Consider the following 18,077-nt stretch of genomic DNA (forward strand, 5'->3'; position numbering starts at 1 on the left):
AACCGATCGCGCGTTGCGTGCGTCCAACCCGTCAGTGCCGTCGGCGTCGAGAGGTTGAACGAATGCGTGTGATGTCTGGACGTCGAATTGCTGTGGCGTGCAGCGCGGTGCTGTTGCTGACGGGATGCGCCGGCTCGACGAATGGAAGCCCGGTCGCGAGCGAGGACACCTCGACGTCGGCGGTAGCGGCACCGGGCCCACGAGAGCCATTCGATCCATGCACTATCCCGAAATCTGCGGTGACAGCAAGCGGCTTGGACGTGAGTACTGAGCGGCCGGACTTCGCAGGAATCACGACATACCCGGGCTGGAAGAACTGCACGTGGGATGCACGAGGGCCGGAGGCCTGGCACTACCTGTCCGTCATGTCGTCGATCAACTCGATCGACGAGTATCTGCGTAGCCCACAGAACGAGCGGCAACTCTCAGTCCAGGTCGGCTCGCGTGACGCAGTTCAATACAACTCCGACTACCAAGGAAACCCGCCGACTGGATGTGACATCGCACTTGACGTGAACGGAAATCTGATCATTTTCGTGGTGGACACGATTGGTTCAGAAGACACCTTGGGTGATCCGTGCGAAGAGGTTATGGAGCACGCAATCGAGCTCGAGCTGCACCTACCGAAGTGAGGAAGTAGACGCATGACCGACAGATCGTTCGGACTCACCGACAACCTCATTCATTGGCAGATGCTGCGGGACCGAGCCTCCGCAGGCGAGCTCTCGGTCGAATCGGACGTTGCCCAGCGGTGTGACAGGGCATGCGAGATTTATTTGCTCGACCTGTCCAGGATGCTCGAGATGACCAATGGTCTGTCGAGGCCTGAGTCGTTCGGCAACCTGCCGTCAGCTCAACAACTCGGAGCCAAATTCCATCGCCTTGCTGTCGGCGAAGAAGGCTCCGCTCGCTTTGTGATCAAGCAGCAGATCGAGATCATCAAGACCATGCGCGAGTTCTTTCGACACTATTTCGCGAGTGTCGAGGCCGTGGACGGTGCCACCGCGGCATCGGTCGAAGCACTGTCGCCTCCGCGATAGACGAAAAATCCCGACGACCCAGTTACCTGGTCGTCGGGATCGATCGTTCGAGACGTCTTGCTAGCGAGCCAGTTCCACTTCGGCTTCCTCGTCGACGAAGGGATCGCCGTTTCGCGGAGCGTTGTAGCGCTCGAGATTCAGGATGCCTTCGCGCTTGGCGACGATGGTCGGCACCAGAGCCTGGCCGGTGACGTTGACCGCGGTACGGCCCATGTCGACGATCGGTTCCACTGCGAGCAGCAAGCCGACGCCGGCGAGAGGCAGTCCCAAGGTCGACAGTGTAAGAGTCAGCATCACCGTCGCGCCTGTCGTTCCTGCTGTTGCAGCTGAACCGATCACAGACACGACGATGATCAGCAGGTAGTCGGTGATGGTCAGGTCGATACCGTAGAACTGCGCGACGAACAGTGCTGCGATCGCGGGATAGATTGCCGCGCAACCATCCATCTTCGTCGTCGCCCCGAGCGGTACCGCGAACGAGGCGTACTCACGCGGCACGCCGAGGTTGCGTTCGGTGACACGCTCGGTGAGAGGCAGAGTGCCGATCGACGACCGCGAGACGAAACCGAGCTGCGTCGCGGGCCACACGCCCGAGTAGAAGGCGCGCACCGAAAGACCATGTGCACGAACGATCAACGGGTACACCACGAAGAACACGACAGCGAGGCCGACGTAGATCGAGACGGTGAACACCCCGAGCGAACCGATCGCGTCCCAGCCGTAGGTGGCCACAGCATTGCCGATCAGAGCAGCCGTGCCGATCGGCGCGAGGCGAATGATCCACCACAACACCTTCTGCACGATCGCAAGGAGTGACGCGTTGAAGGCCAGGAACGGTTCGGCCTTCTTGCCGACCTTGAGTGCTGCGATGCCGATGGCTGCGGCGATCACCAGCAACTGCAGGATGTTGAAGCTCAACGACGTGGTCGCGGTACCGCTCTCGGCAACCGTGGTCTTCGCGCCGAGCGCAAGGAAGTTGTTCGGCACCAAACCGGTGAGGAACGACCACCAAGACCCGACGCTGGACGGATCTCCTGCCGAGTCCGCCCCAGCACTGGTCCGCGATCCGGGCTGAGCGACCAGACCGATGACGATGCCGATGATCACTGCGATGAACGCCGTGATGGCGAACCACCACAACGTCTGGATAGCCAGACGCGCAGCATTCGTGACTTCACGAAGATTGGCGATGGAACTGACGATGGCCGTGAAGACCAGCGGAATGACCGCGACGGTAAGCAGCTTGACGTAGCTCGAACCGATGGTCGAGAGGGTACCGACCAACCAGTTTTCGTTGCCGTCGGCCGCGTCGGGCATCGATCGAGCGATCAGCCCGAACACGACACCGAGTACGAGACCGGCAACGATTTGTGGACCGAACGCGGTTGCCCAGGTAGGGACACGGCGCGTACGGGTAGCGCTGGGCGCAGACATGGTGATGCCTTTCGAAAAGAAGAGACGCCGACAGAGGTGGGCGAGAGAGTGCTCATCGGGACGATGTGCCCGACGGAGAGGTTGCGGTCTAGAGGACCGTCAACAGGTAGCGCTGGCTTGCAGACGCAAGTCGACGTAGCGTCGAGAGGTCAGCAGCGGATTCACTGGTAAGACGGTACTCGTCCGACAATCGCCGCGACGGGCAGGGTTCTTCTGAGGGTTCACTGTGGAATCGATGAGGGTGCGCTGCGCGATCGACGGTTCGCCGATTTCGTGAGCTACGTTGAGTTTCCGCAGCCGACGAAACGAGATCATGAGTACGACAGCAAAGCCTCGAGGACTGGTTCGGCGACTACTACAAGCGATGTGCGCTGTTGTCGCAGCGCTGGTCGCGGTCGTTCTGGCGTCGGCCGGATGGGTTGCGTACGCGACGGCGGGCAAGGTCTACGACGTCGACGACGCACCGGACGCGCCGGTAGGGATCGTTCTCGGTGCCCAGGTGCGCGACGGCAAGCCGATGCGCTTTCTCGCCGGTCGGCTCGACACCGCCATCCAATTGATGGACGCAGGAAAGATCAAGGCAATCCTTGTCTCCGGAGACGCAGACGGCAACTCCGGCAACGAGATTCAGGCCATGACCGAGTACCTGATCGAGCATGGAATCGACCCTGACGTCATCATTGGTGACGACCACGGCATCGATACCTACGACACGTGCGCCCGCGCGAAAGAGACGTTCGGCGTCGAACGTGGACTCATTATCAGTCAACCCCTTCATGTCTCCCGTGCCGTGGCGCTGTGCGAGGACATGGATCTGGAGGTCGACGGCGTGACTGCCGACTGCATCGACTGCAACACGCTGGCCGTGGTGCGCAACTACACGCGAGAGTTGTTGGCGCGCCCCAAGGCAGTGCTCGACCTGTGGTCCGGACGCGATCCAGTCGTCGTGTCTCCGCCGAACGATTCACTTGCGACAATCACCGGGCGATAAGTGTGCCCGTGGGAGATCCGCTCCTCTGATCGCGAAGTATGACGCCGATCGGCGTCGGTGATTCGAGTCCGGGAGCTGATCCGCGGCTCGTCGACCTGATCGGCGACGCGGAGCGTTCGCACATACGCGACTAGAGTGAGCGAGTCGGTTCGACGACTCAGCGAACCCCGTGCTTTACAGGAGTGGACGCTTGAGCTGGATTCGCTTGAACGACGTTGCCAAGGGATACGACCAGAAGGTGATGTTGCGTGAGGTGTTCTTTCGTCTCGCCGACGGCGATCGCATCGGTCTGATCGGCCGCAACGGCACAGGCAAGACCACCCTGCTACAGCTTCTCCTCGGGCGTGAGACACCCGATTCCGGAACCGTCGACGTCACCGAGGGCGCTCGCATCGGGTATTTCTCGCAGTTCTCCGAACTCGACGGCGATCGCAGCATTCAAGCGGAGCTCGAATCGCTGTTCGGGGCGGTCCACGCAATCGAGACCGAGTTGGCCGAGGTCGAGGCCGCATTGGGCGGTGACCTGGACGAGAAGCAGATGTACAAGCTCGTCGATCGCCAAGCCGAACTGCTCGACGCCATGGAGAACAGCGGCGGTTGGACCTACCACCAGCAGATCGACACGGTGCTGTCGATGCTCGGATTCAACGCCGAACGACGGGAGCTCCCCGTCGATCGGCTGTCCGGTGGTTGGCGCAACCGCGCTGCGTTGGCCAAGATTCTCATCGAGGCCCCCGACGTCCTGCTCCTCGACGAGCCGACGAACTTCCTCGATGTCGCCGGAATCGCGTGGCTCGAACGGTGGCTACGAGATTTCCGCGGTGCGCTTCTCGTTGTCTCGCACGACCGTGCGTTCCTCGAGCAGGTCGTCACCAGCATCGTCGAAATCGAGAACCATCACCTGCAGACCTACGACGGTAGCTACTCGGAATACGTTCAGCAGAAGCAGTTTCGACTCAAGAACCTCGAACGTGAATTCAGCAACGAACAGCAGCTGCTGGCCTACGAGCAAGAAGCGATCAGTGATCGCAAGGAAGCAGTGAAGAACCCCAGCGGGGTGCTCAAACGTCGACTGGCGAACATCAAGAAGAGCAAGAGTCCACGACCTGTCGACACGGTGGTCACCGCCATCTACGGCGGTTTGCATGTGCACGACAACCTAGCGGAGATCACGGGAATCTCGAAAAGCTATGGCGACCAACGACTCTTCGAGAACATCTCGTTCACCGTGCACCGCGGTGACCGTATCGCCATCACCGGACCCAATGGATGCGGAAAGACCACGCTGGTCGACATCCTCGTCGGTGCCGAGCACCCCGACAGTGGCAAGATCAAATGGAAGACCAAGGCACCGTCGTTCATCTACTACAACCAGGTGCTCGCCGATCTCGATCTCGACGACACCGTGTCGCACTCGGTCAACGCGATGCCGGGCAGTCTCGCGCTGACAGCAACCAAGAAAGAAGTACACCGCTTCCTCACGTTGTTGCAGTTCTCCGAGATGGATCTCAAGTCGAAGATCGGCGTTCTGTCCGGAGGCCAGAAGGCACGAGTTGCATTGGCGCAGTGCCTGTTGTTCGGCGCAGGCGTCATCGTGCTCGACGAGCCCACCAACCACCTCGACCTGCAGAGCACTCAGGTACTCGAACGTGCGCTGATGGCCTTTCCCGGCGCGGTGATTCTGGTGAGCCACGACAGGTTCTTCGTCGAGAAGGTGGCATTTCGGCAGCTGTCGTTCGACGGCAAGGGCGGCGTCACCGAAATCGCCGGTGTGCAGATGGCGTGACCGGAGTGGCTATCCGTTGATCTTGGACGCGGACGTGCCCCACTCGGCGTCGCGCAACTCCTTCTTCCTGATCTTGCCGGTCGATGTCTTCGGCAGCTCGACGATGAACTCGACGTTGCGCGGGGCCTTGTACGACGCGATGGCCGATTTCACGTGCGCCACGAGCTCGGCTTCCGAGACGTTGGCGCCGGGCACCAGCACCACGAACGCCTTCGGCCGCTCTCCCCACTTGTCGTCGGGCACCCCGATGACCGCAACATCCGCGACGGCAGGATGGCTCGCCAGTGCCTGTTCCACCTCGATGGTGGAGATGTTCTCGCCGCCGGAAATGACGACGTCCTTGGCGCGATCGAGTAGCTGAACGTAGCCGTCGGGATGCATCACCCCGAGGTCACCGGAATGGAACCAGCCGCCCGCGAAAGCCTGTGTCGTTCCGGCCGTGTCGTTGTAATACCCCTTCATGACGTTGTTGCCGCGCATGACGATCTCACCCATTTCGGTGCCGTCGGGTTCGACATCGATCAAAACCCCACCGGGGCCAGGCTTGTCGCGGACCACCCGTAAACGGTCCGCAGTGAGCATGCCGACTCCCTGTCGAGCCAAGCGACGGGCCTGTTCGTCGGCGTCCAGTTCGAGCCATTCCTGCTTCGCCTCGCACACCGAATACGGACCGTAGGTTTCGGTGAGGCCGTAGACGTGTACGAGCGTTGCTCCCAATGCTCGAATCTTGGCGATGATCGTCGGGCTCGGAGGAGCTCCCGCAGTGACGATGGTCAACGGTCGATCGAGTGAATGTGCCTCTGCAGCAGTGGCGAGAGTGGTCAACACGGTCGGCGCACCGGCAAGGTGATCGACGCCGTTGTCGATGGCCGACCAGATGGCGTCGCCGCGCACTCCGCGAAGGCACACGTGTGTGCCGGACGCGGCCGTGACCGCCCACGTGGTGCACCACCCGTTGCAGTGGAACATCGGCAGAGTCCACAGATATCGGGTGTCGACCCCGAATCCCTGGTGGTGAAGTTCTCCCAGGGAATTGAGGTAAGCACCGCGGTGGGTGTACATAACGCCCTTGGGTCGACCGGTGGTGCCCGAGGTGTAGTTGATCGTGATGGTCGACGTCTCGTCGTCGACCTCCCACTCCATCGGTTCGTTCGTGCCCCGTTCGAGGAACGCGTCGTATCGCGTGGTGTGCGGCAGCCTGTCGTACGTGCCGTCCGCCGAGGGGGTCTCGACGATCTCGGTGACCGAATCTGCGATGGGGTCCGTTCCGAGACCGGCCAACAGTGCCGAATCACCCACCAACAGAACCGAACCGGAGTGATCGCAGATGTACCGAACTTCGTCCGGTGAGAGCCGGGTGTTGATGGCGACCAGAACGGCGCCGGCCAGTGGCACCGCGTAATGCGCGAACAGCAGCTCTGCCGAGTTCGACGCAATGTAGGCCACCCGATCGCCGTGGCCGACCCCCGACGCGCGCAGTGCATGCGCGAGCCGGGTGACGGCGGCGGCGAACTGTTCGTAGGTGAAGGTGCGCGGACCATCCTCTACGGCGATCTTGTGGGGATGAACCTCCGCAGCGCGTTCGAGAAAGCGAAGTGGTGTCAGCGGAGTATCCAGACCGGTCATGTCAGCCAATGTAGCGCGCACTACGAGGCCAGATCTGATTTGTCGATACGTTCGCGCCCACCGGTAAGGTCGGCGCGTTCGGCGGCGGCACGGCCTGCACGTCGACCCGCATGATCGCGTGCCTCGATACGCACCTCCGTTGTCGACGGATACATGGCCGTGAATGCCTTGTTCACGGCATCGCTGCGCTCGGCCAAGATCGGCAGCAAGGCGCTACCGTGATGCTCCGACGCCGCCTTTGTAGCTCGCTCCCGAGCTTCCAGCAAGCGCTGGCCGATACGGTGGGCGTACGCGATCAGAAAAGATTTCCTGAAGCTGCGACCTCGGGCTTCCGGTGATTCGGCAAGTTCGTCGAGTGCGCGAGAAGACTGCACGAGTAGCGATGTGAACAGCAGCTCGCACAAATCCAGATCGACTTCGAGCCCGACGATGTTGACCAGAGCGAATCGCTTGTACCACAGGGTTCGGGCACCATTTGCTTCGCAAACACTGTGCAGGAGAAGAGACTTGGCCTCCGAGTACGGACTGTCGACCAAGATGCGGCGGGTGGTTACGTCGCCGATCGAACCGCGCGGGTTGTCGGACTCGAGCAGCGCATGGTCGATGGCATAGCGGGTCATGAGATCTTGAGCCTTCGCCGAAAACGCCTCGGCCTCGGCTGGAAACTGGGTGGACTCCGCCTTTGCCAGTAACCCCCGGATCTTGCCCAGCATCTTGGAATCCGAGACGCCACTCTTGCGGGCCGATGACGGTGCGGGCGAGGATCGAACCGACGACCACTGCGATGGAATGGGAACCAGCTTGTCGAGTGAACCCAGTGAGGTCGTATGACCGAGGACGGTCAACACCGTGTTCCAGGAGTCGGACGTGGAGACCCGAGGCCTCGCACACCACCTCCGGAGACGGTCGACGGACACGCCTGCGGTGGAATCGATTTTCAGATCGATCAGTTGCTCTCGCCAGGAATCGGGTGCGTTGGTGAGGGCAGAGGAACGCCCCGCATGGGTGGCGATCGCCTCCACCACGAGTATCCCGGCCGCGCCCCCGGCCATCTTTCGAGTAGCGTGCGCGAGTTCGGCCGGCTGCCAACCGATCTCGAACAACCTGTCGACAGAGAGGTCGAGTATCCGTGCTGATACGGCGTACGCAGGATCGACTTCGGGCGTGCACTCGAATTTCGCGAGACGGTCTGCAACCAGCCGAACGTACGCCTTCCACCCTGACCCTCGAGTGGCGTAGTCGAGGCCCATTTCGACGAGGCGAACCGGATCCGTGTCCGGCCGGATTTGACCGGTGCGGTGAAAATTTTGAAAGCTGTCCAGATCGATACGACTCATCGTCGTCCCCTCCACGTCCCCCGGTGTGGTCCCCGAACTTTTCGGTGAATCGCAGAGTAGGGGAGGGGTCCGACAAGTTATTCGAACATGTCAGCGAGGAGCGAGCATCAGCAGCAGTTCTTCCACCGACGGCAGGCCGGGAATCACGGGAAGGTTCGGTACAGGAGAAGCAGCGGGCGGTGCCGTCAACTCGACGCCGCCCAGCGCTGCCAGGACGTCGTCGGTCTGTGAGCGGCGCGGTCCATACGTGTTGGAAGCCACGACGAATTCGTCACCGATCGACGCGGACGCAACCACGCTCGATCCGTCGTCGGCCCATCCCCATTTGCTACCGGTCACGCCGGGTAGTTGCTGGGTGCCCCAGTCCTGCACGGTTCCGTCGGCTGCAACCGGTGCGGCGGAGTTCATCCAGCCGAGGACCGGGCTGGCGGGGTCTGTTCGCTTCTTGGCCGCCAGGAATCGCACGGTGTCGGCTGTGCTGGTGTAGGAACTGCCCCAGAAACCGCCCCGCGAGGTAGAGGTGAGCCCGAACTCCGTTGCCGTCGAATCGATGGCCTGGGGATATTTGTTGTCGAGTACCGAGGCGGCACCGTCGTCACTGACTTGGACCATGCGTGCGGCCAGGTCGCGATCTCGCGGCGAACCGTCTCCGAAGCGCACGACGTAGTCGGCCATGTAGAGCTTGACCGTCGACAACCCCGGGCGCGCCGAATTGTCCTCTGCGCTGCCGACGTACGTACCCGTCGGGACGTGTTCGTACGAGATCGACGTCCGCGCCGGCACATCTGCCAGATCGCCCGGTGTGGGCAGAGCCCGCGCCGGTGCGGCGCACGCGAGCGCCATGGCAATTCCGACAAATGGGACAGCAGCTGTGGCTGTGATGCGACGCAGGCCCGGCATCTCGGTCTCCTCGAGGTGTTGGCCCGCCGCGAATCGGTGGCCGATACACCCCAATCTACCCCGATGGTCGTCGCTTCAACCTCACGCCCGGACCGGATGAATGTGGCTTTGTTGCACTCAGAACGACTGACAGTCGCATTGATCCCGACCGGGTGGGGTGTCGGAGCCGAGCGGTCAGGATCGGCGCAGTGCCAGCAATCTGTTTTTCGAGCGACGCAGCGACCCTCGACCCGAGCTCGCCGTCCATGCGCTCGGCAGATCGATCGGATCGGTCAGGCGGCCTGCGTTGAAGTCGTCGACCAGATGTCCGACGGTCTCCTGAGCACACGACTTGTTGGTGCCGATGAAGCCCGAAGGTCCTCTCTTGATCCACCCGGTGACGTACGTACCGGTCGACGGGGATCCGCCCACTTCCTCGAGGACGCGGCCGCCGAGGTTGGGGATGATGCCGACTGCGTGATCGAACGGAATTCCTGGCAGCGCGACGCCGCGGTATCCGATCGAGGTGAGGACGAGGCCGGTGTCGATCGTTTCGTTCTCGCCGGTGGCGGTGCTGCGCACCACATCGTCGGTGTCTGCGGTCAGACCCATGCGCTCGAACTCGACGCCGGTGACCCGATCCGTGCCCAGGATTCGAGTGGGGGAGAGCAGGTAGCGCAGCGTGATGCGCTTTCGGCCGTCGATGTGCTCGGGTGACTCGTCGACGTGCCGCAGCAGTTGCAGCTTCTGGGCGACCGCGTGAGGCAGGTCGTTGGTGCCGGCCAGTCGTACCGTCACCGGATCCAGTGCGAGCTCGCTGCGATCGACGGTGAGATCGATATCGGGGACGGTCAGCAGTCCCGCGAATTCGGGCACCGTGAATGCGGATTGCGCCACGCCGCGCCGACCGACGACCATCACCTCTCGAATGGCACTGTGGCGCAGCGCTTCCAAGGCGTGGGGGGCGATGTCGGTCGCGGCGAGTGCGTCGGGGTCCATGGTCAGGATCCGGGCCACGTCGAGTGCGACGTTGCCGTTGCCGATGACGACTGCGCGTTCGTGTGACAGATCGAACGTGCGGTGAGCGTGATCGGGATGGCCGTTGTACCAGGCGACGAAGTCGGTCGCCGACGTGCGCCCGGGCAGTTCGGCTCCGGGGATACCGAGTTCGCGATCCGACGACGCTCCAACCGCGTAGATCACGGCGTGATGGGTGTCCATCAACTCGTCGTGCGTCACGTCTTTTCCTACCTCGACGCCGAGGTGATAGGTGAATCCCTCTTGCGCCGAGATAGTTTCGAACAGCCGTGACACTTGACGCGTCTTCTGGTGGTCGGGTGCAACGCCCAGGCGTGCCAGACCGTGCGGTTGCGGAAGCCGATCGTAGACATCGACGCTGACCCCCGGCTGCGTGAGCAGCTCATCGGCCGCGTACATCGCTGACGGTCCGGACCCGACGATCGCCACCCGGAGCGGTTGGCGATCTCTCGACACCGAGGCGGCCGGCGTGACCGGAGCCAGAATCGGCCGTGGCGGCCGCTCCTGCTTGTAGAAGTCGGCGTTGATGGTCAGGAACGGAAGTTGAGCCTCGGTCAGTTTGGCCTGGGGAACGATGGCGTCCACCGGGCAGGCCGACACACAGGCACCGCAGTCGACACACGATTGCGGGTCGATGTGCAGCATTTCCGCCGTCAGGAAGTCCGGCTCGTCGGGGGTGGGGTGTATGCAGTTGACGGGGCACGCGTAGACGCACGACGCGTCGCTGCAACATGATTGGGTGACGACGTGGGGCATGTGGGGTTCCTGACGGCGGGCGCTGCTGTACGGATAACTGGCGCGTGGGGTGTCGAGAGGGCTATGCGGCGAACTGGCTGGAGCTGCGGTCCGGCTCACTACGGAAACGTGATGCCTTGCCGTCGATTCCACACAGCTTCCACATCAGGCGAGCCGCCCGGTTCATCATTCCGGTATCGGTGGCCAGCATGCGCACATCACCGAAGTAGTCCTGCAGAGCGTGCTGCGACTGCTCGGTTCCCCAGAAGAGGTCCTTCTTGACGCTCTTCGGAATGTCGAACTTCGTCCAGAATTTCTTCGGCGGGATGACGATGACGTCGCACAGAATGCGCATCGTGACGGGGAAGGCCAGCGACAGCAGGAAGCGTCCGATCTTGGACATCTTGGGCACACGACGACGCAAAAGCTGGTGCGCGAAGGAGATGTGGCGAGCCTCTTCGGCCACGTGAATGGCCATCACGCTCTGCATGATCGGATGGATTTCTTCGCCGGAGCGGAGCACCGATTTCTGGATGTGGTCGATGGGTTCCTCGCCTGCGAGGACCCCGACGAAGAACAACTCGGGTAGCAGCGTCGCGAACAAAGGGATGAAGGGCGAGAGCATCTTCATCGGTCGACTCATGCCGGGAGCGTCCGAACCCACTCGATTGACCATCTCCTGGAACATCAGGGTGTGGTTGCACTCTTCGATGGATTCGTGGGTGCAGTAGCGTGCCTCGGCCGAACCGTTGGGCAGCGAGAATACGTACTGCATCATGCCGCGGATCAGGATGTTCTCGAACTGCAGGCCGACCTTGGCGACATTGGCCTGACGCCACATACCGATCTCGATTTGCCGGTCCAGCGGCAGGGACTTGTACCAGTCATGGCCACCGATGGGGTCGGTCTTGGCGGGCAGTACCCAGCGGGGATCGTTGGCTGGTACCGCAAACTTCTCGGACTCCCAGTCGATGTCGACGTAAGGATCGAAATGCTTGTGCACCGACCCCTCGGACAGCAACGTGAGTGTTTCGTTGTACTGCTGCTCGTCCGTGGCGTCGATGTCCACCGAAACGGACGTGGTGCCGGTCGTCAGTGTCATGGCTTCTCCAAACGTGGTGCGAACATGGAGTTAATGTAACCCCAGTTAACACGAAAGGGAAGCGTGTCGAGATTTTTCTACCCGGATGGCGCTACTGGTCGTCCGAACGCTCGTCGGACACCTCCGCAACTTCGTCGGTCTCGAACAGTTGCAATTGGATCGCCGACGGATCGACCACCGGAGTGACCTGTTCGGGGGTGCTTCGCAGCACCTCTCGCAAGGCAGTCACTGTGCGGCCCCAGTTCGCGGCCTCGCGGTCCGCCTCGTCCACGTCGCATTGTTCGTCGCCCAGGTCTGCAGCTACCGCCATGCCGCGCCACGACGCCTCCTGCTCGGCGCTGATGCGGAGATACGACACGACCACGTCACGGTCCGAAGAGCAGCACTCGAGAACGGTGCGTGGCTCGACAGCATCGGGCGAATCCGCGATCAGCTCGATCAACGCGAGCAGACCGTCCGGAAAATCGTCACTCTCGAGGGTCGGCGGGGTCGGTTCCCCGAGCCTGCCCCCGAAGTCCTCGGCGAACTTCTCGTCGACCTGTTCCCACACGTGCGAGAGCATCCGGACCGCCCACAGCAGGTGATCGGCGACGAACGGTGATCCGCTGACACGTACCTGCGCCACGATGCAGTCCTGGACCAGGTGCAACATCACATCCGGAAGCTGCACGTTGAGGTCGACCAGCAGCTCGGCCGCGCGAGTGCGTCCGGTGACCGCGTGCACCAACGTCGAGTTGATCTCCACGACCGGCTCGGTGGATTTGACCGTGACGTATGCGGTGCCGTTGACGAATCTCAGTGGAATGTCGCCGTCGGGGTCGTGATCGGGTGGAAAGCCGAACCAGGGTTCGAGAGCACGGTCGACCAGTTGCTGCAGGTGGTCCTTCCCTTTCGGCTGCACGCACAGTGGAACGACTGCCGAGACGGGTTCGGTGGTGGCCTCGAAGCTCGGCACGTCGTACCGTCCGGTGGCCCGCGAGCTCAGAAAGGACGGGTGCGGCAGGCCCCAGATATCGCGGAACACCGCGACCGTTTTCTTCGCCAGATCATCGGACCACGAACGGTTGCGGTCGACGTGGGGTGGCGTCGGCTCGGAATCCCGAGATGTCCGAAAGCCCAACGCATTCAGCGCTTCTCGCTGAGCGTCGGTGATAGCACGACTACTGTGCAGGTGCTCGTTGGTGGGCAGCTCGCAGCGAACCATGTCGAGATCCCAGGCGTAGAACTGGACGCAGGCCGCGGTGTCCGGAACGCCGTCCGTGCTGTCGTACCGAGACTCGATCACCAAGGCGTCACCGTCGCGCATGGCGCTGACGTACTCGCCGAGCCGGCGCTGGAAGTGCATCCATGCCGAGTCGACGTCGAAGTCGAACTCGAGTGAATCGCTCATGTCGGCTCCTTACCCGAATCGCGCTGAGATAACGCGGCGTCGGTCACGCTAGTGGCGAGCACCGACAGAGTTTCGGCACGCGCGAGTGCGTTCACGACGACGCCGAGTCCTCGAGCGGTTCGTGTGTCTCTTCGTCCAGCGCCCCGAAAGGGTGCGCCTCGGCCACGCCGTCCAGGACAGCGGGACGCAGCGCATGTGGGACCGCCAGGACCTCTTCGATTCGCACGAGAATGCCTTGTTCGATCAGAGATCGGACCCGGTGGTCGATCAGCTGCGCCGTCCGCAGATCCTCACCTTCGAGGTCGGCGTAGTCCTCGCCCTCGTTGTTCAGAGGCAGCTCGTCGGTCATCGCCGCCAGCAGCGTTTGAACCGCGAACGTGTTGGCCAGCGAACGGGACACGTCGGGGTCGTCGGCGTCTCCGGACAGCTGCACTCGGACGTGTTCGGCAACCAGCTCATGAACGGTCTCCGCCTCACGCTTGGCCAGAGACGGGGCGTTGTCACCGGGCTTGGCCGTGTCGCCGTCGATCCGGACCAGTTCGGTCGCGATGGCCGTCGACCAGTAATCGACGGCTGCTACGTCGCAGGACTCGATGAGTCCGGCGGGGTCGAGCGGAGCCGGATCGACGGCGGTGCGTAGATGGACGTCGTCCGCCACTGCCAATCCGTCGGCGACGCGCGCAACGATGTCGTCGAGCGCAGGCAACAGCGGCAGCGCCGAAATGGCCGCGAGCTCCTGGTCCAGCGAGACGTTCGGCAGATCGATGTCGTCTGCGTCGAGCATGTCGGGCTCGTCACCCTCGAGGAAATCGGAGAGGTCTTGCATGCAGTGTGCGTAGTCCTCCGGGCTGCCGTCCCACAGATCGGTCTCGTCGAGGAACGTCAGATACTGCAGTGACGTGAGAACGAGGTTCACCGCCGTGTCCTCGGCGGTCTCCGATTCCTCCTGCAGGATGCGTTCTGCAGCATCCACCAGCAGGTGCGCATCGGCGGGAATCCACGCGCTGGGGGAGAACCCCTGGCGCGCACCGGACAACTGGGTCAGTGTCGACGACACCAACCGTGAGATTGCCTCGGCCTGCTCCGACATCTCGCTCTCGTCGAGCCACTCGACGAAACCGTCGATCAGATCGCTGATCCGCTCGGATACGACACCGGTCGGTGCCGGCCGAGATTGCTGGTGACGCCGTTGCCGGGCCTTGGTCTTTTCTGCACGTTTCTGTCCGCGGTTGGCAGGCCGCTTCGATCCCATGGCTCGCAGCTTATCCGCTGACATGTCCGGTTTCGTCGCGTGACGCCTCTAGCCGCGAAGGAACGAGTCCGCAGAAGCGGCGAGTGCAGCATCGGGTGCCCGGCGATACAGCTCGGCCGGGCGACCGCCACCTGCCGTCGTCGTCGTGCTCGTTCCTTCCAGCGCGGAGATGACGTGACGGCGAAACGTGTCTTTGGAGAACGCGCGATCGAAGACGATCTCGTACAGCGATCGCAGTTCGAGGAGGGTGAAGGTGGAATTTAGCAATCCTGCAGGGTCGATCTCTCGCGCGTAGCGAGCTCGTAGGTCCAGTACTGCCTCGGTGACCATCTCGCTGTGATCGAACGCCAGTGTCGAGCCCGGCACCACACCGTCGATGGCGACCGATTCGGCTGTCGCAGGCAGTGATCGACTCGGTGTTGCTGCGCCGTGCGCCATCGACAGCACCCAACCGCGGTCGTCGCGGCCGGGCTCGTCGAAGAGCTTGAGCTGGTGGAACCGCAGATCGACGATGTTCGCCTTGGACTCGAGTGCGCGTTCGGCGGCTTTGGTCAGGGTTTCCGACGGGCGCAGAAACGTTCCGGGAAGTGCGAGGCCCCGCTCCGAGGGCACGACAACGACCTGTAGCTGCTGTTCACGGACCGTCAGGACCGCGACATCGACCGCAACCGAAGGGCGCGGGTAATCGGTCAGAGCCTTGCCGTCTCGGTCCGTCCACGTCATGGGTTGCAGCTTAGCGCAAGTCTGATCTATTGTTAGATCAACAACGATCTAAGGGGTAGCGAATGAATTTGACCGACAATCAGCGGGATCGGGCGCGTGGGGTGCTGCTCGGCACTGCAGTGGGCGATGCGTTGGGAGCGGGGTATGAATTCGGATATCCGACGCCGGAGACTGCCATTGCGATGATCGGCGGCGGCGCGTTCGACTGGGCCCCGGGGGAATGGACCGATGACACGTCGATGGCACTCTGCGTTGCGAGCGCTCTCGAGATCGGCGGAGACGTCGATGAGGTGGCAGCGAACTTCCGCGCCTGGTTCGCGGTGAATCCTCCCGACGTCGGCAATCAGACCCGGAAAGTGCTGTCGCAGAGAGCGAGCACCGGATCGGAGATGGCCGCGGTCGCGGCGTCGCTGACCGGCCGGGCCGGTGGAAACGGCTCGTTGATGCGGACCGCGCCCGTCGCGCTGGCCTATCTCGACGACGTGACCGGATGCCGGGCTGCTGCGGAGCGGATCAGCGCGCTGACCCACTCCGATCCTCGTGCCGGTCAGGCATGTCAACTGTGGTCGCACGCGATCCGGCACGCGGTGCTACACGGAACGTACGACGGTATCGCCGACTTCCTGCGCCACGAAGAACCCGATGTCCGGGACTTCTGGCAGCCGCTGCTCGACAGCGCTCGGGAGGGCGAGCCGACCGACTTCCCGAAGAACGGTTGGGTCGTGCACGCGCTCCAAACGGCCTGGTGGGCGATACATCGCGCGGCAGACGCATCGTTGCCCCTTCCTGCCGCGCTCGAACTGTGTGTCCGAGCAGGCGGGGACACCGACACCACCGCCGCGATCGCAGGCGGACTTCTCGGTGCACGGAGGGGCGCGTCGGCGGTCCCGACGCAGTGGCGCGAGCTGGTCCACGGCTACCCGGGGCTGCGCGCCGACGACCTCGATCGCATCGCCATCGCGATCGCCGAGAGAAAAGACGACGCATGACGCTCATCGACGTAGTGCATGGTGATATCACCGAGGTGGCCGCAGACGCGATCGTCAATGCGGCCAACACCCGACTCCTCGGCGGTGGCGGGGTGGACGGCGCGCTGCATCGGGCCGGGGGTCCCACGATCCTCGCGGAATGCAAGGCGTTGCGGGCCACCACCTTGCCCCACGGCCTCGACACCGGTGCCGCTGTGGCCACCACCGCAGGCAGGTTGCGCGCCAGTTGCGTGATCCACACCGTCGGCCCGCGCTATTCGAAGAACGAAGACAGATCCGAACTACTACGCCTGTGCTACCAGCGCAGCCTGGCGCTGGCGGCGTCGATGAATCTGAAATCCATCGCCTTTCCGCTCATTTCGGCCGGGTCCTACGGTTGGCCGATGCACGACGCCATCACTCGACAGGTCCTTGCAGTCAAGTCAGCGCGGCCATCCGTGGACCTCGTCATGCTCGTCGCATACTCCCGCGAGGCTGCCGAGCTGACACAGCGGATGGTGAATTAGTTCTCGCAGCCGACCCCGTCCCCGTCGCGGTCGAGTTTGCTCGCGTATCCCGGGTCGCCGGCGTAGATAGGGGCTGCGCCTGCTGCACGCACCGCGGAGCAGTTTGCGTAGTAGACGCTCTCCGGCACCGCTGCCAACGGCGCGGGAACGGTGTAGACGGGCTCGGGTGTGTACACCGGCTCCGGGATGTAGACAGGTTCGGGAATGTAGACGGGCTCGGGATCGGGGATGTACTCCGACGTCGTCGGTATTTCCACGATCGCGGCGACGGGCTCTGTTGTGGGTGCGGCCGTGGTCGTCGTGGTCGGTGCCGGTGTGGTGGTCGTCGGACGTGCGGAGGTCGTCGTCACGGTGGGTAGCGCGGGCACGGCCGCGACCGGGGTGACGGCCACCTTCTCGGGTTCGGTCGCCCCCGTCATTCCCATGACGATCAATGCCGGAAGAACAGCGATCGCCGGTACGGCCCAACCCTTGCGTCCACGCTCGGGGGACAACCGCAGATACGCGATGCCCGAGGCGACCATCAACGCTCCGACGAGTACTGCACCGAATTCGAACGATGCGATCGCTCCGATCAAGAAGACGGCACCGAAAATGATTGCGCCACAGGCAATGATCACACCGATGAGAGGGCGTCGAGAAGGAGCTGGCTCGGGTGCGGGGCGCTGGAACGGTGGTGGGTAGGCACTGGTCATGTCGGATCGTCCTCGGGTCACGGGGTGTCGGTGTCGCGGCGAAGGGTGTCCGCGAGACGGGAGCAACCCCACGTTCTTCCGAACCGGGCGGTCGCATTTCCTTCCACCATGTCGCACCGCGTGCGAGCGTCGTTACACCTCGAGCCGAGACGGCACGCCCCGGCTCAGTAGTGCTCGCGAAAACCGCCGATAGCGGTGATGGAATTGCCGTCGAGATCCGTGGCCGTGGACAGCCGAACGCCCTTGTTCGCTTCGACGATGTCGGCGAAGTCGATTCCGCGCGAGTGGGCAGCCGACACGAACGATTCGAGGTCGTCGACCGCCACATTGACCAGCGACGAGCCTGCACGCTGGGAATCGACGGTCACCTGCACCCATGCTCCGGGAGCGGCCTGCCACTCCACCAGTGTCGACATCGGATTGTTGCCCGCCCGGCGGTCGAACAACTTCTCGTACCAGGCGTTCGCGATATCGATGTCCCGGACCGCCACGACCGCGAAAATGTGTCTGAACATGCCGTTCTCCTCCGTTGCTGTCGGGTTCTGCATATACGG

Annotated in this window: 17 protein-coding genes; 6 read left to right on the forward strand and 11 right to left on the reverse strand. The window is 63.0% G+C overall.

All coding sequences use genetic code 11. From position 1 onward, the window contains the following. The first annotated feature begins 71 nt into the window (after positions 1–71). Positions 72–632 carry a DUF3558 domain-containing protein gene (locus QM588_RS18705; protein WP_283315592.1) on the forward strand — a complete coding sequence of 187 codons (561 nt, stop codon included), beginning with the start codon at positions 72–74 and terminating at the stop codon, positions 630–632. A gap of 12 nt (positions 633–644) precedes the next feature. After that, entirely contained in the window at positions 645–1,040 is a 396-nt protein-coding gene (locus QM588_RS18710) for a hypothetical protein (RefSeq protein ID WP_283315523.1), read from the forward strand. Between the two features lie 60 nt (positions 1,041–1,100). Here QM588_RS18710 and QM588_RS18715 read toward each other — a convergent pair whose 3' ends face one another. Continuing rightward, positions 1,101–2,474 (reverse strand): dicarboxylate/amino acid:cation symporter, encoded by a 1,374-nt coding sequence (locus tag QM588_RS18715; RefSeq protein WP_027497711.1) that lies wholly within the window; start codon positions 2,472–2,474, stop codon positions 1,101–1,103. A 313-nt stretch (positions 2,475–2,787) separates the two neighbouring features. On the opposite strand from QM588_RS18715, the gene QM588_RS18720 reads away from it, so the two are divergent. Both QM588_RS18720 and QM588_RS18725 read left to right on the forward strand, forming a co-directional pair. Further along, positions 2,788–3,465 (forward strand): SanA/YdcF family protein, encoded by a 678-nt coding sequence (locus QM588_RS18720; RefSeq protein ID WP_283315524.1) that lies wholly within the window; start codon positions 2,788–2,790, stop codon positions 3,463–3,465. Positions 3,466–3,655: 190 nt separating this feature from the next. Then, positions 3,656–5,251, forward strand: a complete 1,596-nt coding sequence (locus tag QM588_RS18725) for an ABC-F family ATP-binding cassette domain-containing protein (protein WP_283315525.1) — start codon at positions 3,656–3,658, stop codon at positions 5,249–5,251. A 9-nt stretch (positions 5,252–5,260) separates the two neighbouring features. On the opposite strand, the gene QM588_RS18730 is transcribed toward QM588_RS18725, so the two are convergent. From QM588_RS18730 to QM588_RS18765, 8 genes are all read right to left on the reverse strand, one after another. Further along, a complete protein-coding gene (locus QM588_RS18730) occupies positions 5,261–6,877 on the reverse strand; it encodes an AMP-binding protein (protein WP_283315527.1) in 1,617 nt (538 codons plus the stop codon). A gap of 20 nt (positions 6,878–6,897) precedes the next feature. Further along, a complete protein-coding gene (locus QM588_RS18735) occupies positions 6,898–8,214 on the reverse strand; it encodes a DUF2786 domain-containing protein (protein ID WP_283315528.1) in 1,317 nt (438 codons plus the stop codon). A 90-nt stretch (positions 8,215–8,304) separates the two neighbouring features. Then, positions 8,305–9,114, reverse strand: coding sequence for a hypothetical protein (locus QM588_RS18740; RefSeq protein WP_283315529.1), 810 nt, complete (start codon positions 9,112–9,114; stop codon positions 8,305–8,307). Between the two features lie 174 nt (positions 9,115–9,288). Continuing rightward, the gene (locus QM588_RS18745) at positions 9,289–10,887 is read right to left on the reverse strand and encodes an FAD-dependent oxidoreductase (RefSeq protein WP_283315532.1); all 1,599 of its coding nucleotides are present in this window, start codon (positions 10,885–10,887) and stop codon (positions 9,289–9,291) included. A 61-nt stretch (positions 10,888–10,948) separates the two neighbouring features. Continuing rightward, positions 10,949–11,968 (reverse strand): AurF N-oxygenase family protein, encoded by a 1,020-nt coding sequence (locus QM588_RS18750; RefSeq protein ID WP_032364396.1) that lies wholly within the window; start codon positions 11,966–11,968, stop codon positions 10,949–10,951. Between the two features lie 91 nt (positions 11,969–12,059). Continuing rightward, the gene (locus QM588_RS18755; protein ID WP_283315535.1) at positions 12,060–13,358 is read right to left on the reverse strand and encodes a T3SS (YopN, CesT) and YbjN peptide-binding chaperone 1; all 1,299 of its coding nucleotides are present in this window, start codon (positions 13,356–13,358) and stop codon (positions 12,060–12,062) included. A gap of 91 nt (positions 13,359–13,449) precedes the next feature. Beyond that, positions 13,450–14,610, reverse strand: a complete 1,161-nt coding sequence (locus QM588_RS18760; RefSeq protein ID WP_283315537.1) for a hypothetical protein — start codon at positions 14,608–14,610, stop codon at positions 13,450–13,452. A 48-nt stretch (positions 14,611–14,658) separates the two neighbouring features. After that, positions 14,659–15,333, reverse strand: coding sequence for an NUDIX hydrolase (locus QM588_RS18765; protein WP_283315538.1), 675 nt, complete (start codon positions 15,331–15,333; stop codon positions 14,659–14,661). A gap of 62 nt (positions 15,334–15,395) precedes the next feature. On the opposite strand from QM588_RS18765, the gene QM588_RS18770 reads away from it, so the two are divergent. Next, the gene (locus QM588_RS18770; RefSeq protein ID WP_283315540.1) at positions 15,396–16,322 is read left to right on the forward strand and encodes an ADP-ribosylglycohydrolase family protein; all 927 of its coding nucleotides are present in this window, start codon (positions 15,396–15,398) and stop codon (positions 16,320–16,322) included. After that, positions 16,319–16,828, forward strand: coding sequence for an O-acetyl-ADP-ribose deacetylase (locus QM588_RS18775; protein WP_283315542.1), 510 nt, complete (start codon positions 16,319–16,321; stop codon positions 16,826–16,828). The genes QM588_RS18770 and QM588_RS18775 overlap by 4 nt, the downstream gene beginning before the upstream one ends. Here the strand turns inward: QM588_RS18775 and QM588_RS18780 are convergent. Continuing rightward, positions 16,825–17,523, reverse strand: coding sequence for an excalibur calcium-binding domain-containing protein (locus QM588_RS18780; RefSeq protein ID WP_283315545.1), 699 nt, complete (start codon positions 17,521–17,523; stop codon positions 16,825–16,827). The genes QM588_RS18775 and QM588_RS18780 overlap by 4 nt on opposite strands. A gap of 164 nt (positions 17,524–17,687) precedes the next feature. Further along, positions 17,688–18,038 carry a VOC family protein gene (locus tag QM588_RS18785; RefSeq protein WP_283315547.1) on the reverse strand — a complete coding sequence of 117 codons (351 nt, stop codon included), beginning with the start codon at positions 18,036–18,038 and terminating at the stop codon, positions 17,688–17,690. Between the last annotated feature and the right edge of the window lie 39 nt (positions 18,039–18,077).

Origin of the sequence: Rhodococcus sp. IEGM 1354 (genome assembly GCF_030056855.1) — a bacterium.
In the GTDB taxonomy this organism is placed as follows: Bacteria; Actinomycetota; Actinomycetes; order Mycobacteriales; family Mycobacteriaceae; genus Rhodococcoides.

Bases quoted from the DNA above. Each gene is read 5' to 3' on its own strand.
- QM588_RS18705 (WP_283315592.1), top strand. From the start codon at position 72: ATGTCTGGACGTCGAATTGCTGTGGCGTGCAGCGCGGTGCTGTTGCTG.
- QM588_RS18710 (WP_283315523.1), top strand. From the start codon at position 645: ATGACCGACAGATCGTTCGGACTCACCGACAACCTCATTCATTGGCAG.
- QM588_RS18715 (WP_027497711.1), bottom strand. From the start codon at position 2,474: ATGTCTGCGCCCAGCGCTACCCGTACGCGCCGTGTCCCTACCTGGGCA.
- QM588_RS18720 (WP_283315524.1), top strand. From the start codon at position 2,788: ATGAGTACGACAGCAAAGCCTCGAGGACTGGTTCGGCGACTACTACAA.
- QM588_RS18730 (WP_283315527.1), bottom strand. From the start codon at position 6,877: ATGACCGGTCTGGATACTCCGCTGACACCACTTCGCTTTCTCGAACGC.
- QM588_RS18735 (WP_283315528.1), bottom strand. From the start codon at position 8,214: ATGAGTCGTATCGATCTGGACAGCTTTCAAAATTTTCACCGCACCGGT.
- QM588_RS18740 (WP_283315529.1), bottom strand. From the start codon at position 9,114: ATGCCGGGCCTGCGTCGCATCACAGCCACAGCTGCTGTCCCATTTGTC.
- QM588_RS18745 (WP_283315532.1), bottom strand. From the start codon at position 10,887: ATGCCCCACGTCGTCACCCAATCATGTTGCAGCGACGCGTCGTGCGTC.
- QM588_RS18750 (WP_032364396.1), bottom strand. From the start codon at position 11,968: ATGACACTGACGACCGGCACCACGTCCGTTTCGGTGGACATCGACGCC.
- QM588_RS18755 (WP_283315535.1), bottom strand. From the start codon at position 13,358: ATGAGCGATTCACTCGAGTTCGACTTCGACGTCGACTCGGCATGGATG.
- QM588_RS18760 (WP_283315537.1), bottom strand. From the start codon at position 14,610: ATGGGATCGAAGCGGCCTGCCAACCGCGGACAGAAACGTGCAGAAAAG.
- QM588_RS18765 (WP_283315538.1), bottom strand. From the start codon at position 15,333: ATGACGTGGACGGACCGAGACGGCAAGGCTCTGACCGATTACCCGCGC.
- QM588_RS18770 (WP_283315540.1), top strand. From the start codon at position 15,396: ATGAATTTGACCGACAATCAGCGGGATCGGGCGCGTGGGGTGCTGCTC.
- QM588_RS18775 (WP_283315542.1), top strand. From the start codon at position 16,319: ATGACGCTCATCGACGTAGTGCATGGTGATATCACCGAGGTGGCCGCA.
- QM588_RS18780 (WP_283315545.1), bottom strand. From the start codon at position 17,523: ATGACCAGTGCCTACCCACCACCGTTCCAGCGCCCCGCACCCGAGCCA.
- QM588_RS18785 (WP_283315547.1), bottom strand. From the start codon at position 18,038: ATGTTCAGACACATTTTCGCGGTCGTGGCGGTCCGGGACATCGATATC.